The organism is Collimonas sp. OK242 (assembly GCF_900107095.1).
GTDB lineage: Bacteria > Pseudomonadota > Gammaproteobacteria > Burkholderiales > Burkholderiaceae_D > Collimonas.
Genome location: NZ_FNOR01000007.1, coordinates 244124 through 256786, shown reverse-complemented (window position 1 = coordinate 256786; position 12663 = coordinate 244124). Strand labels below are relative to the sequence as shown.

Below are 12663 nucleotides of genomic sequence, written 5' to 3'. Positions count from 1 at the left end.
CGCGCTATGCCGGATACCGTAGGGTGGGCCAAAAAAGCTTGCCCACCCTACGGCTGTCCCGCAATTAGCTAGATTCGCATCGGCATGACTACGTACTTGAAATCGGCGTTTTCCGGCACGGTGATCAGTGCGGAGGAATTGGCGTCGCCGAGGGCGATGTTGACGTTGTCGCCTTTCAGGTTGTTGAGCACGTCGAGCAGGTAGGTGACGTTGAAGCCGATGTCGACGCTATCGCCGCCGTAATCGATTTCGAGTTCTTCAATCGCTTCTTCCTGGTCGGCGTTGGTGGAGCTGATTTTGAGGCTGCCTGGCGTAACTACCCAGCGCACGCCCTTGAACTTGTCGCTGGTCATGATGGCGGCGCGTTGCAGGGAGCGCAGCAGCTGGTCGCGGCTGATGGTGAAGTCGTTCTTGTAGCCCTTGGGCACCACGCGGGTGTAGTCGGGGAACTTGCCTTCTACCAGCTTGGAGATCAGTTCGATATCGGCGAACGACAGCTTGACCTGGTTGTTGGCGATTTCGAGCTGGACCGGCTCGTCCGTTTCTTCCAGCAGGCGCTGCAGTTCGATGATGGTCTTGCGCGGGATGATGACTTCCTGGCGCGCAAATTCCTGCTCGGTGGCGACCTGGCAAAACGCCAGGCGGTGGCCATCGGTGGCGACGGCTATCACGTTCTTGCCGTCGAGCACCAGCAACAGACCGTTCAGGTAATAGCGGATGTCTTGCTGGGCCATCGAGAAATGGACCATGTTGAACAAATGCTTGAGGGTCTTTTGCGGCAGGGTGACGGTGGCGTTGTAATGATCGGCCTGGGCTACTGTCGGAAACTCTTCGGCGGCCAGCGTTTGCAGCGCAAAACGGGATTTGCCCGATTGCACGGTCATGCGTTTATTGCTGAGGGTCAGCGAGACTTCGCCGGTGTCCGGCAGGGCGCGCAGAATATCGAGCAGCTTACGCGCTGCAACAGTCGTCGCCGCAACTTCGCTACCGCTGCCGACCTTGGCGTTGGTGGTGATTTGCACTTCGATGTCGGTCGACAGGAAAGAGACCTTTTCGCCGTCTTTGCGAATGAGGATATTGGCCAGAATCGGCAATGTGTGCCGACGCTCGACAATACCGCTCACGATCTGCAGTGGCCGGAGAAGGGTATCTCGGTTGGTTTTGACCAATTGCATAGCTATATCCTTGTTATTTAAAAATCAAATATTGCCGCTTGCTGGCATGCTTTGCTGAATACTTCCAAGCAGTCTATAAATGTAACTTAATTCGACTGCCAACGACTCATAAAGCGGGTAAATCTGCGCAGGTTTCAGGTTTTTTTACAGTTTCCGCCGAACAACTTTATTTTGGCGCAGCGGCAAAAAAACCACACTTTCCCGCCATTTTCAACATTGCCTTATCCAAACTTATCCACAGGGTTGCAGGCAACCCGGGCGGTCGATAAGGCGACCTTGAAATCAGCCCTTCAGCGTTTGTTCCAGCACGTGCAATTCATGGTTGCACTCTGGATTCTTGGTGCGGTCGCCGGCGATCTTGCGGACGGCGTGCAGCACCGTGGTGTGATCGCGGCCACCGAACAATTCGCCGATTTCCGGCAAACTCTTCTGGGTTAATTCTTTGGCCAGATACATCGCGATCTGGCGCGGACGGGCGATATTGGCCGGCCGCTTTTTCGAGTACATATCGGCAACTTTGATGTTGAAAAAGTCGGCCACGGTTTTCTGGATGTTCTCGACGGAGATCTGGCGGTTCTGTACCGACAGCAGATCTTTCAATGCATCCTTGACAACATCGATGCTGATGTCTTTGCCGTGGAAACGTGAGTAAGCAAGAATCTTGCGCAGTGCGCCTTCCAGCTCACGGACGTTGGAACGTAAATGTTTGGCAACAAAAAACGCGACGTCATCGGAGAAGGTGACGCCTTCCGATGCCGCTTTTTTGAGCAGGATCGCTACCCGCATTTCCAGTTCCGGCGGCTCGATGGCCACCGTCAGGCCGGAGTCGAAACGCGAAATCAGGCGGTCATCCATGCCGGTGATTTCTTTCGGATAGGTATCGCTGGTGATGATGATTTGCTTCTTGGCCGCGATCAATGCTTCGAAGGCGTAGAAGAATTCTTCCTGGGTGCGGCTCTTGCCGCCGAAGAACTGGATATCGTCGATCAGCAGCAAATCTAGCGAGTGGTAATACCGTTTGAAATCGTCAAAACCCTTGCGTTGGTAAGCAGTCACTACGTCGCGAACGTACTGTTCTGCGTGGATATAGCGAATCTTGGCGTTCGGATTATCGGCCAGCAGCTGGTTGCCGATGGCGTGGATCAGATGGGTTTTACCGAGCCCGACGCCGCCATACAAGAACAGCGGATTGTAGGAAATGCCGGGATTATTCGCTACCTGGATGGCTGCCGCCCGTGCCAGCTGGTTGGCTTTACCGGTCACGAAACTGTCGAAACTGAGGGCGGTATTGATGCGCGACTGATCGCGCCTGGCGCTGACGGCGCTGTTCTCGGTCTGCACTTCCGGCAGGCGATCGAAGTTGCTGTTGCCATAACTGCCGCCGCCGGCAGCGGACGACTGGCCGCTCGACTGCTCGCTATTATTATGATGACCGTTACTGATGGCGACCGGCATGCTGGAGCTGGCCGGCGCCGCCGCCGACTTGCGTGGATCGAGCACGAATACTACTTCGATCGGCGCCTCCCAATATTGGTGCGCCAGAGTCGTGATGCGGCTTGCGAACTGCGTTTTGACCCAATCCAGCTTAAAGCGATTCGGCGCAGCTATGCGCAATCGTCCGTCCTCGTAATCGAGTGGCGCCAGTGGTTTTATCCACGCGCTAAATTGTTGAGGCGTCAATTCCTGCTCCAACTGGGTAGAGCAGCTCTGCCAGAAATTTTCCATGAATCGTTCTATGTGAAGGTGTGCGGGATGAGGTTCTACGCCCTGGCTGAGGGGGTTGTTGGACTTAGGATAATCGGCTGCAAAAATAGCTGACCGGTCCATATTTCACCGCGCTCTCGGTCAATAGCCCGCTATTGACGCTTCGATCACGGCAAAATCTGGCCTCGCCCAGCTATTTTTTCGCTTCGATTACCTAAATCCAACAACCCCCCGCTATTTTTATTGCACGCTGGATTCAGTAATGAATTCCGTACTACTGAGCAATGCATAACTGGCGGGCGTGCCACACATAAGCCGCTATTCTACCCTTGCCGGCGCAAGTTATCCACAGGCACGGCCAATTATTGCTGGCGATCAAACTAAAAAGCCTGTGTGCAAAAGACCGCTAAGTGATTGACAAACAAGCAGAAAATGGGTTCTAATTCAAGGTTCACTGTCCGCTGAATTGCCGGTTTGCGCGTTGACTGCTCTCTGTACTTGTCCCGATTTCGTTGTTCGATACCGTGGCGACCAGGCTCAGATCCAATGGCGAAAGGGTAAAAACCCAGCGCTCTGAGTGTGAAGATCCGATTTATTTTTGCTGATTAGCGAGACCAACATGAAACGTACTTACCAACCTTCCGTCGTGCGCCGTAAGCGTACTCACGGCTTCCGCGCCCGTATGGCAACCCGCGGTGGCCGCGCTGTGCTCAATGCACGTCGCGCTAAAGGCCGCAAGCGTCTGGCAGCTTAATCTCAAGCCTGACGCTTAAAGCGTTGCTTGCGTGACAGAGAATCCAGACGTCCGTTTAGACAGCTGCGAGAACTGCGTCCAAGACTTTTCACGCGACCGGCGCATCGTTAAAACGGATGAGTTTTCATCCGTTTTTCGTTTGCGCCCTGTCTTTAGAACGGCGCATTTCGTGTTGTATACCCGCCTTAATGCACTGCCGCATGCCCGCCTGGGCGTGGTGGCGGCAAAACGGCTGGCACCACGTGCTGTGACGCGTAACACGGTCAAACGGGTTACGCGTGAGTTGTTTCGTCTGACGCCATTGCCGCCGATCGACTGCGTTGTGCGTTTATCCAAACCGGTAAACACCAAAGCAGGCCCGGCTACGACTGCGCGCTTGAAGCGAGAGCTGCATGGCGAACTGAAACAACTGTTCGCGTCGCAACGTCTGGCGGCTGGCACGCCTTAGCGGTGCAGCCTTGTATCCTTGTGTTTCAGGGCTTGTATTGTTCCAGCCTGGCTATAGATAGCCCTGGCCCATAGTCCAGGCCGGAAGAAGAAGGAAAAAGCTGTCATGAAAATGCCTCTACTGTTCCTGTTGCGCCTCTACAAACTGGGCATCAGCCCGTTTCTGGGACAGAATTGCCGTTTTTATCCCAGCTGCTCCGATTACGCAGCCGAAGCTATCCGCACGCATGGCGCCCTGAAGGGCAGCATGCTGGCCGGACGTCGCCTGTGCAAATGCCATCCGTGGCATGCGGGCGGACTCGATCCGGTTCCGCCGCTCCAGTCATCCACATCCCCCTCTGCAACCAAACCCGCATCGGTTACCCGATCGTGTGGTTGCGGCCATTCCTGAATCATAGATAAATACTCTTATGGATATCAAACGTACCGTCCTGTGGGTTGTATTTTCGGTTTCGCTATTGTTCCTTTGGGATCAATGGCAGCGCCATAACGGCCAGCCGTCATTGTTCTTCCCGAGCGCCAACCAGACTGTGCCTGCCGCCACCGGTCCTGCCGGCTCCGCCAGCGCTGCTGCGTCAGCCGGCGCCAGCACCGCGGTGCCGCAAGCTGCCGCTGTCGCCGGCGCAACTGCCGGTGCATCGGCTAGCGCCGTGCCTGGCACTGCGGCGGAAGCCAAGGGCGAAATCATCACCATCACTACCGATGTCGTCAAAGCCGACATCGATACCGTTGGCGGTGAACTGAAGCGCCTGGAACTGCTGCACCACAAGGACACGGTCGATCCGACCAAGAACCTGGTGTTGTTCGATTCCAGCGCTATCCGTACCTATCTGGCTGAAAGCGGCCTGATCGGCGGTCCTTTCCCTAACCACAAGTCGCCATTCACGGCCTTGCCGGGTGTTCGCACTCTGGACAACGGCAACCAGGTGCAACTGGTGCTGGAATCGACCGAAGGCGGCGTCAAGCTGAGCAAGACCTACACCTTCAAACGCGGCGATTATTCGATCGACATCAAGCACACGGTCACCAACAACAGCGGTGCGCCAGTCTCGCCTTCGCTGTATTTGCAACTGGTGCGTGACGGCAATGCGCCTGAAGGCGAACAGCGTTTTGTGCACACCTTCACCGGCGCTTCGGTGTATACCGAGGCCAGCAAGTTTCAGAAATTTGCCTTCGACAAGATCGAAAGCGGCAAGGCCGACCATGCCACCAAGTCTGACGACGGCTGGTTTGCACTGATCCAGCATTACTTTGTCTCGGCCTTCATTCCGCAAGACAAGGCGCCGCGCGAAATCTTCACCAAGAAGATCGCTAGCAACCTGTATGCAGTCGGTAACATCCTGCCGCTGGGCACCATTGCACCGGGCGCCAGCGTGACCATGGATGCGCGCCTGTATTCCGGTCCGGAAGTGCAGGCTGACCTGGAAGCGATCACGCCTGGCCTGGAACTGGTCAAGGATTACGGCTGGCTGACCATCATCGCCAAGCCGATTTTCTGGCTGATGACGCAGATCCACAAAGTCCTCGGCAACTGGGGCTGGACCATCATCGCGCTAACCGTGCTGATCAAGCTGGCGTTCTTCCCATTGTCGGCCGCCAGCTATCGCAGCATGGCCAAGATGAAGCTGGTCACGCCGAAGATGACGTCGATACGCGAGCGTTTCAAATCCGAACCGCAAAAGATGAACCAGGCCATGATGGAGCTGTACAAGACCGAGAAGATCAACCCGCTCGGCGGCTGCCTGCCGATCGTGGTGCAGATTCCGGTGTTCATCTCGCTATACTGGGTGTTGCTGGCCAGCGTGGAAATCCGTAACGCGCCGTGGCTGGGCTGGATCCACGATCTGGCCGCACCGGATCCGTTCTACATCTTGCCGGTGGTGATGGCGATTTCGATGTTCATCCAGACCAAATTGAACCCGACGCCGCCGGATCCGATGCAAGCCAAGGTGATGATGTTCATGCCGCTGATTTTCTCTGTCATGTTCTTCTTCTTCCCGTCCGGCCTGGTGCTGTACTGGGTCACCAACAACGTGCTGTCTATTGCGCAGCAGTGGGTGATTACCCGCAAGATCGGTGCAGGTCCGGCCAAGGCTTAATCAGTAATACTGATTGTCGTAAAAAAGCCCGTGAATCAAAAATTCACGGGTTTTTTTCTGCCCATTTGCTTGTCGTTGTTTCTATTGTCCAACAACCCTCGTAGAATAATTCCATGTCTTTCGATTCCTCTCCCATCGCCGCAATTGCCACCGCACCCGGGCGCGGCGGCATCGGCGTAGTCCGTATTTCCGGCAAGCAGCTGGGCTCCGTGATCGAAGCCGTTTGCGGCGTCCCGGAAAGCAAGCTGATCCCGCGTCACGCCACTTATCTGCCTTTCAAGAATGCCGACGGCAGCGTCATCGACCAGGGCCTGGCGATCTATTTCAAGGCGCCGCATTCCTACACCGGCGAGGACGTGCTGGAGCTGCAGGGCCATGGCGGCCCGGTGGTGTTGCAGATGCTGCTGAGCCGCTGTCTGGCGGCTGGCCAGGATATCGGACTGCGGATGGCGGAGCCGGGCGAATTCACGCAGCGTGCGTTTATCAACGACAAGCTGGATCTGGCCCAGGCTGAAGCGGTGGCCGATTTGATTGAAGCGTCCACCGAGGCGGCTGCCAAATCGGCTTCGGAATCGCTGTCCGGTGCGTTTTCCAAGGTGATCCACGCGCTGGTGGAGCAGGTCACCAATCTGCGCATGCTGGTTGAAGCGACGCTGGATTTTCCGGAAGAGGAAATCGACTTCCTGGAGAAATCCGATGCGCGCGGCCAGCTGGCGGCTATCCGCAGTACGCTGGACAACGTGTTCAGCCAGGCCGCGCAAGGCGCTTTGCTGCGCGACGGCTTGAACATCGTGCTGGCGGGCCAGCCGAATGTCGGCAAATCATCCCTGCTGAACGTGCTGGCCGGATCCGATGTCGCCATCGTTACACCGATCGCCGGCACCACGCGCGACAAGGTGACCGAAACCATCCAGCTGGAAGGCATCCCGCTCAACATCATCGACACCGCCGGCATCCGCGATGCCGAAGACGCCAATGACGAAGTGGAAAGGATAGGCATCGAGCGCACCTGGGCCGCGGTGGCCAGCGCCGACGTGATCCTGCACATGCTGGACGCCAATCACGGCCCATCGCTGGCGGATGAAAAAATCGTCGCCCGCTTCCCGAGCAGCGCGCCTATCATCCGCATCTGGAACAAGATCGACCAGTCCGGCCACCGGCCCGCAGTCGATGTGATGAACGACGCCACCCATATCTACCTGTCGGCCACCGACCACCTCGGCATCGACCTGCTGCGCGCGGAACTGCTGCGCATCGCCGGCTGGCAGCAAACCGGCGAATCGCGTTACCTGGCCCGTGAACGGCATCTGATTGCGCTCAAGGCGGCGCGCGATCACCTGGAGATTGCCGATCAGCACGCCTCGCTCGACAACCGCGTCAACGATCAGTCGCTTGATTTGTTTGCGGAAGAGTTGCGGCTGGCGCAGGACAGGCTCAGCAGCATTACCGGGGCATTTACGCCGGACGATTTGCTGGGGGTGATTTTTTCGCGGTTTTGTATCGGAAAATAAACATCCGTTGATTTCCATCTGAAGCTGCCCCACTTAGCTGGACAATTACATCGAAAATTGATCCACTATAGAACACAATCCGACTCAATATCGCTTCGATTCTGGGAGCCTGGTGAAATTTTGATCTTTTATTTATCTCTTGCGCTTATTTTTTGGGCTTTTGTTCTTATCGCTGAGCATCGCAAAGATCTGCATCAATTACTGGTCGCCGCTGTCATCATTGCTTTTGTGATGCTCGCGGGTTTTCGGTGGGAGACGGGATATGATTGGATAGCTTACGAGCAAGCGCTTACAGCCGCGCCCTCGCTTTTACATTTGTCCTTTACGCATTTGCCAGATGCCGTCAAGCCAATGGAGCCTTTATTCGTCATTTTGCTTTCAACAATAAAGACATTTGGCGGCACGATGCAAGCGCTTTATTTGATTGTTGCGCTTTTCAATGGAATCGCGTTCTATATTTTCGTAAGGCACTGTAGAGCGAGCGTTATTTTTGTCTTTGCCATCTATTTTTGCTGGGTATATTTATTGGCTCAGATGGCACTTATCCGACAATCAATTGCCTTGTCGTTCTTAATGCTTTCACTAATCCGGCTCGATAAGTCAAAGCATTCGTCAGCGCTTGCTCTCTTCTTTATCGCAATTGGCTTCCAGTCTTCAGTGCTGATGTTCCTGCCGATATTTCTCACCAAAGTTTACAAGAAGATTATTGCATTCGAGATCCCGATTTTATTAGCGTTAGTAGCGTTTTATCTTTCGGGAATTAGCGTGTTTGATATGCTCGGATTCGCCGCCGAGCATGCCCACTTCAGATTCGTGGCAGAAAAATTCCAACACTATTTCAGCCTTGGACCATCTCCCAAAAGTATAGGGACAACAATATATTTGTTAATTAACATTTTTAGTTTTTTGTATTTTTCAAAAATTGCAAATATCAGCTCTCGATTAGAAAAATCGTTGATGCTTTCGATCCTTTTAACAATCATTTTGGAAGCGGTTTTCTGGCAATTCCCGGTGCTCTGGGTCCGGGCCCACTACTTTGTAGTAATTGCCCAGGCAATCTTGTTATACAAAACATGGGAAACAATAAGGCCATTGCATAGAGCGGTCCAGCTGGCGGCGATTTTCGCACTGAGCATCGTGGCATTAGTTAAACCTTTGCTTAATGAGGCGGCACTTCCGTATTTTCCGTATCAATCGAATATGCGTTTTATATATACGAATGACCAGGGCGACGGGCGAAAAAGACTGGAGGACTACAATTTAATGGCTAGCGAAAGGGAGTGCGCTTTAGTAAAGTGCAGGTTGGATATCCTGAGCAAATGATTGTTCCGCCCATACAGTTCCGCTTTTTTTCTCCCTAATTTAAGCGACTGACCAATTTTGCCTTATTTGGTTGGAAGCCTATTTATTGCGCCGATATAAATAACTTAAAAAAAGAGTATTGAAAATTACTTGAGGGGCACAATATGGATTCGCTCTCCTCCAATTCTCCCTAAGTTTTGGACTTAGCCCGCAACCGCAAGGTTGGCGGGCTTTTTTTGCTTCATCGCGGATTGCTTTAGCGCGCAGCAGGAGTAAAGTGAACGAGCACGTGCATCTTCCTTAAAACAGCAATTAACAAAGGAGATTCGTATGTCCGCACATACTTACAAGGTGGTCGAACTCGTCGGATCGTCCACGACTGGTACTGACGACGCAATCCAGAACGCGATTTCCAAGGCAGCACTTACGGTAAAACACATGGACTGGTTTGAAGTCATTGCAACCCGGGGGCATATAACGGACGGCAAGGTCGCTCACTATCAGGTCTCGCTCAAAGTCGGTTTCAGACTTTTGGATAGCGCGTCCTGAGCGGGCGATTGCCATATATAAATAGTAAATAACGGTCTTGAAAATTGGTCGAGGGGCACAATATTGTCCTGGTCTCCTCCAAATCTCCCTAAGTTTTGGACTTAGCCCGCTGCCGCAAGGCTGGCGGGCTTTTTTTTGGCTTCTTCACGGATTACCGGGAAGTAACGCAGTTACCTCACCCAATCGCGCCACAACACCATCAGCACCGTCATCAACGCGGGGCCGATGAACAGGCCCAGCAGTCCGAACGTCTGTGCGCCGCCGAGGATGCCGAACAGGACCAGCAGGAAAGGCAGGCGCCCGATCAGGTCGGGCAGCGGGATGCCGTTGGCCTCGGCCTGCTTGAACCAGGCGAGGAAATCGTGCGTCTCGTGCGCGGCCTGAGTAATGACGAGTATGAAAGGCAGCACGACGAACAACGCGACCGCGGCTGTGAGCGATAATGCAACGAGAGTTGTGCGGGCTCGCGATCCATGTGACAGCTCCAGGCGCAGCAACAGGGGCCACAACGCTATCGCGATCACGGCGGCCCAGACAACTGCCGGGATGAAATCGCGCAGCACCCACAGCGCGAGTATGACGAGCACCGCGTAGAGCGCGGTTGATGCAGCTTGCTGGATTTTCCTGTTGCCGGGTTCGGTCTCGCCAGACTTGCGTTGGATCATAGAGGTGTTTTTTTTAGTTGATATGCGTACCGGCCTGCCGCAGCCGTTTCCAATGGTAACTGAAACGTGTACATTCCATATACCGCCTAACAAAGGGATCTATGAAACACCTCTCCAGGCTGCTGCGCGACGAGAACCTCTACCTGGGCCTGTTGTGCATACCCATGATGTTTGCCATTTTAAAAGGCAGCGCATTTGGCATCGCCCATGTCGATAGCGTGGCGCTTAAGATCGGCATTGCCGTCATAGCTCTTTTCCTGACGCTGAAGATGACGCATATGGCTGCCTTGATCATCCATATGGCGAAAAACCTGTACCAGATTTGCGTTGGGAAATAACAAAGCAAGGCGCCGCGCGCGCCCTCGATATCGATGAGCAAGGTCCGGCGCGATTGACGGAATTGGCGCCCGCCACCTGCGATCAGTGATTAATAGCGGTAGGGGTTGTCATCCCTGCGACGGTCGTCGCCTCGATCATCGTGATGCTCGTGCCGGTCGCCGCCATCTCTGTAACCACCCTCTCTCGGACCGTATGGAGCGACTACGCAGCCGCTGAGCAGCACGGCCAAACCAAACAAGATAGCAAGACGTTTCATGATGTATTCCAGACTATTCAGGGATATCCATTTCGACGCTTGAATGCGCGTATCGTTCACTCCGCCCGAGATAACCGGCCCGATATGGAAAGGAAACGGCTATTGGGCTGGCCGTTCGGTCAGGCTCTCGCGCCAGTCGCCGGAATAGGCGAAAGTCGGCGCATGGATTGCCTGCGAGTACCAGAAATGTGTCCTGGGTTTATATCTCGGCTCCATGAACCAATGGGCATGACCGCTTGCATCCATTGCCCACCAATGCGCGCCCTCTGGCGCATGCCTCCAGTCAATATCGCCGTACATGCTTGCCTCTTGCTGTTCAGCTACAAAATACATATCTTGAAGCGGTAATGCCTATAATTTTCATTATAGAAACCAGATACTTAAACAGAATAAAAAACAGTACAAAAATTTGGACAGGCGTATCGCTTGACCCGTTCCGTTAATTGCACAGCACTGTGGCGAGACAGCCGCTTGCGCTAGTCGACCATTGGACCGGATTGCCGGGGGTCGGCGTCAACACGTACGTATCTGTGGCAAGAATGCCGTCTTTTTCTTTTGGAACAACTGTGACGACGCCGTTCTTGGTGCTGACCGTAGCCACGCGACTGCCGGGATCGCCAGCGGCGTCGGCGGGAATGCCGTTGCTGCCGCCGTCGCAGCCTGCGCTGCTGTTCAAATGCTGTATGCAAGCCTCGACAGCAGATTTAGCCGCTACGCTAGCCGCAATCACTTCTGCAAATTTTTGTTTCTTCAGGTGGTTTTGATAGGCCGGTATGATAACCGCTGCCAAAATGCCAATGATCGCGACAACCAGCATCAACTCTATCAGCGTGAAACCTTGGTCCACCCTGGCAGGCAGGCGATATGTATTTTTCATTTTGACACCCTCTGATGTAATCAAGCAGGCGAAGCTTCCTGTTAGAGAGCCGGAAGCCGGTTTTGTTCTTACTGTTCGTGCAAGAGATGCTGTTTGTGTTGCCTATGGTACATCTTATACATTCATTGCCAAAAATACAAAGCGCCGATTGCAACTGCCTGCCTCAGTTGTTAATGACTTGCTCGATACGGCGATCAGGGATTAACCACAGGATCGCAACCAGCACATACAGCGCTAGCGCCAGCCAGCGGTTGACGAAAGAGAATGGAATCGCGATCGCGTAGGCAATCACCGAAATCTTGCCCTTGAAGTCATTGCCGACCGCCTGCGCCAGGGTCGAATCCTTCCCATGCAGCTTGATCAGCGTGCGGCTCAAGATGTTATAAGCGGCGCCGGCCATCAGCAGCACCACGCCATACAGCGCTACCGGTACTTCGGAAAAATGGTTTTCACCCATCCAGCCGGTGGCGAACGGAATCAGCGAGAGCCAGAACAGCAGATGCAGATTGGCCCACAACACCGCACCATTGATCTTTTGCACCGTATGCAGCATGTGATGATGGTTGTTCCAGTAGATGCCTGTATACACGAAGCTGAGTACGTAGCTGATGAACACCGGCAGTGTCAGCCACAGCGCAGCCAGGCTAGGTTCGTGCGGCACTTTCATTTCAAGCACCATGATGGTGATGATGATAGCGATGACGCCATCGCTGAATGCTTCCAGCCGGCTCTTTCCCATACAAGATTTCCTTTCATACAGCTAGGGCTTGATTATCTATTCTCTAAGATTCTGTTGCATAAATCCGAATTTTGAACGGATAAGCATGCCAAATGAAAAAGAGAAGGCGATTTTGCATTCTGATTTTGCTTCATTCATTTACTTAAAGTTACACTTGTTGCCCCTACGAACAACATCGACTCATTATTGTCCGTACACTGAAATCATGAAACGGCGAAGTCGCCAAATGGTGTGCAGGTAAACAGG

At 53.8% G+C, this 12663-nt stretch carries 14 protein-coding genes; 8 read left to right on the top strand and 6 right to left on the bottom strand.

Features of this window, described 5'->3' with window-relative positions; genetic code table 11:
* Window positions 1-68 precede the first annotated feature (68 nt).
* Both dnaN and dnaA read right to left on the bottom strand, forming a co-directional pair.
* Complete coding sequence (gene dnaN / locus BLV81_RS09855) at window positions 69-1175, bottom strand: DNA polymerase III subunit beta (protein ID WP_038483788.1); 1107 nt, start codon at window positions 1173-1175, stop codon at window positions 69-71.
* 282 nt (window positions 1176-1457) lie between these two features.
* Window positions 1458-2900, bottom strand: coding sequence for a chromosomal replication initiator protein DnaA (gene dnaA / locus BLV81_RS09850; protein ID WP_092354949.1), 1443 nt, complete (start codon window positions 2898-2900; stop codon window positions 1458-1460).
* Window positions 2901-3498: 598 nt separating this feature from the next.
* On the opposite strand from dnaA, the gene rpmH reads away from it, so the two are divergent.
* The 7 genes from rpmH (at window position 3499) to BLV81_RS09815 (ending at window position 9541) form a co-directional block, all read left to right on the top strand.
* Window positions 3499-3633 (top strand): 50S ribosomal protein L34, encoded by a 135-nt coding sequence (gene rpmH, locus BLV81_RS09845; protein ID WP_061535510.1) that lies wholly within the window; start codon window positions 3499-3501, stop codon window positions 3631-3633.
* A 31-nt stretch (window positions 3634-3664) separates the two neighbouring features.
* Window positions 3665-4081, top strand: coding sequence for a ribonuclease P protein component (rnpA, locus tag BLV81_RS09840; RefSeq protein WP_092354946.1), 417 nt, complete (start codon window positions 3665-3667; stop codon window positions 4079-4081).
* Between the two features lie 105 nt (window positions 4082-4186).
* Window positions 4187-4471 carry a membrane protein insertion efficiency factor YidD gene (gene yidD / locus BLV81_RS09835; protein WP_092354943.1) on the top strand — a complete coding sequence of 95 codons (285 nt, stop codon included), beginning with the start codon at window positions 4187-4189 and terminating at the stop codon, window positions 4469-4471.
* 19 nt (window positions 4472-4490) lie between these two features.
* Window positions 4491-6179 carry a membrane protein insertase YidC gene (yidC, locus tag BLV81_RS09830; protein ID WP_092354940.1) on the top strand — a complete coding sequence of 563 codons (1689 nt, stop codon included), beginning with the start codon at window positions 4491-4493 and terminating at the stop codon, window positions 6177-6179.
* A 113-nt stretch (window positions 6180-6292) separates the two neighbouring features.
* Window positions 6293-7690 carry a tRNA uridine-5-carboxymethylaminomethyl(34) synthesis GTPase MnmE gene (gene mnmE, locus BLV81_RS09825; protein ID WP_092354937.1) on the top strand — a complete coding sequence of 466 codons (1398 nt, stop codon included), beginning with the start codon at window positions 6293-6295 and terminating at the stop codon, window positions 7688-7690.
* A gap of 120 nt (window positions 7691-7810) precedes the next feature.
* Window positions 7811-9013 carry an EpsG family protein gene (locus BLV81_RS09820; protein WP_092354934.1) on the top strand — a complete coding sequence of 401 codons (1203 nt, stop codon included), beginning with the start codon at window positions 7811-7813 and terminating at the stop codon, window positions 9011-9013.
* 309 nt (window positions 9014-9322) lie between these two features.
* Window positions 9323-9541 carry a dodecin gene (locus BLV81_RS09815; protein ID WP_092354931.1) on the top strand — a complete coding sequence of 73 codons (219 nt, stop codon included), beginning with the start codon at window positions 9323-9325 and terminating at the stop codon, window positions 9539-9541.
* A gap of 170 nt (window positions 9542-9711) precedes the next feature.
* Here the strand turns inward: BLV81_RS09815 and BLV81_RS09810 are convergent, their stop codons facing one another.
* Window positions 9712-10206: an AI-2E family transporter gene (locus tag BLV81_RS09810; RefSeq protein WP_092354928.1), complete on the bottom strand. Its 495-nt coding sequence runs from the start codon at window positions 10204-10206 to the stop codon at window positions 9712-9714.
* Window positions 10207-10307: 101 nt separating this feature from the next.
* On the opposite strand from BLV81_RS09810, the gene BLV81_RS09805 reads away from it, so the two are divergent.
* Window positions 10308-10544, top strand: a complete 237-nt coding sequence (locus BLV81_RS09805) for a hypothetical protein (RefSeq protein ID WP_092354925.1) — start codon at window positions 10308-10310, stop codon at window positions 10542-10544.
* Window positions 10545-10900: 356 nt separating this feature from the next.
* Here the strand turns inward: BLV81_RS09805 and BLV81_RS09800 are convergent, their stop codons facing one another.
* From BLV81_RS09800 to BLV81_RS09790, 3 genes are all read right to left on the bottom strand, one after another.
* Window positions 10901-11101 carry a hypothetical protein gene (locus tag BLV81_RS09800; RefSeq protein WP_092355093.1) on the bottom strand — a complete coding sequence of 67 codons (201 nt, stop codon included), beginning with the start codon at window positions 11099-11101 and terminating at the stop codon, window positions 10901-10903.
* A gap of 139 nt (window positions 11102-11240) precedes the next feature.
* Window positions 11241-11678: a pilin gene (locus BLV81_RS24365; protein ID WP_092354922.1), complete on the bottom strand. Its 438-nt coding sequence runs from the start codon at window positions 11676-11678 to the stop codon at window positions 11241-11243.
* 163 nt (window positions 11679-11841) lie between these two features.
* Window positions 11842-12417, bottom strand: a complete 576-nt coding sequence (locus BLV81_RS09790) for a TMEM175 family protein (protein WP_092354919.1) — start codon at window positions 12415-12417, stop codon at window positions 11842-11844.
* Between the last annotated feature and the right edge of the window lie 246 nt (window positions 12418-12663).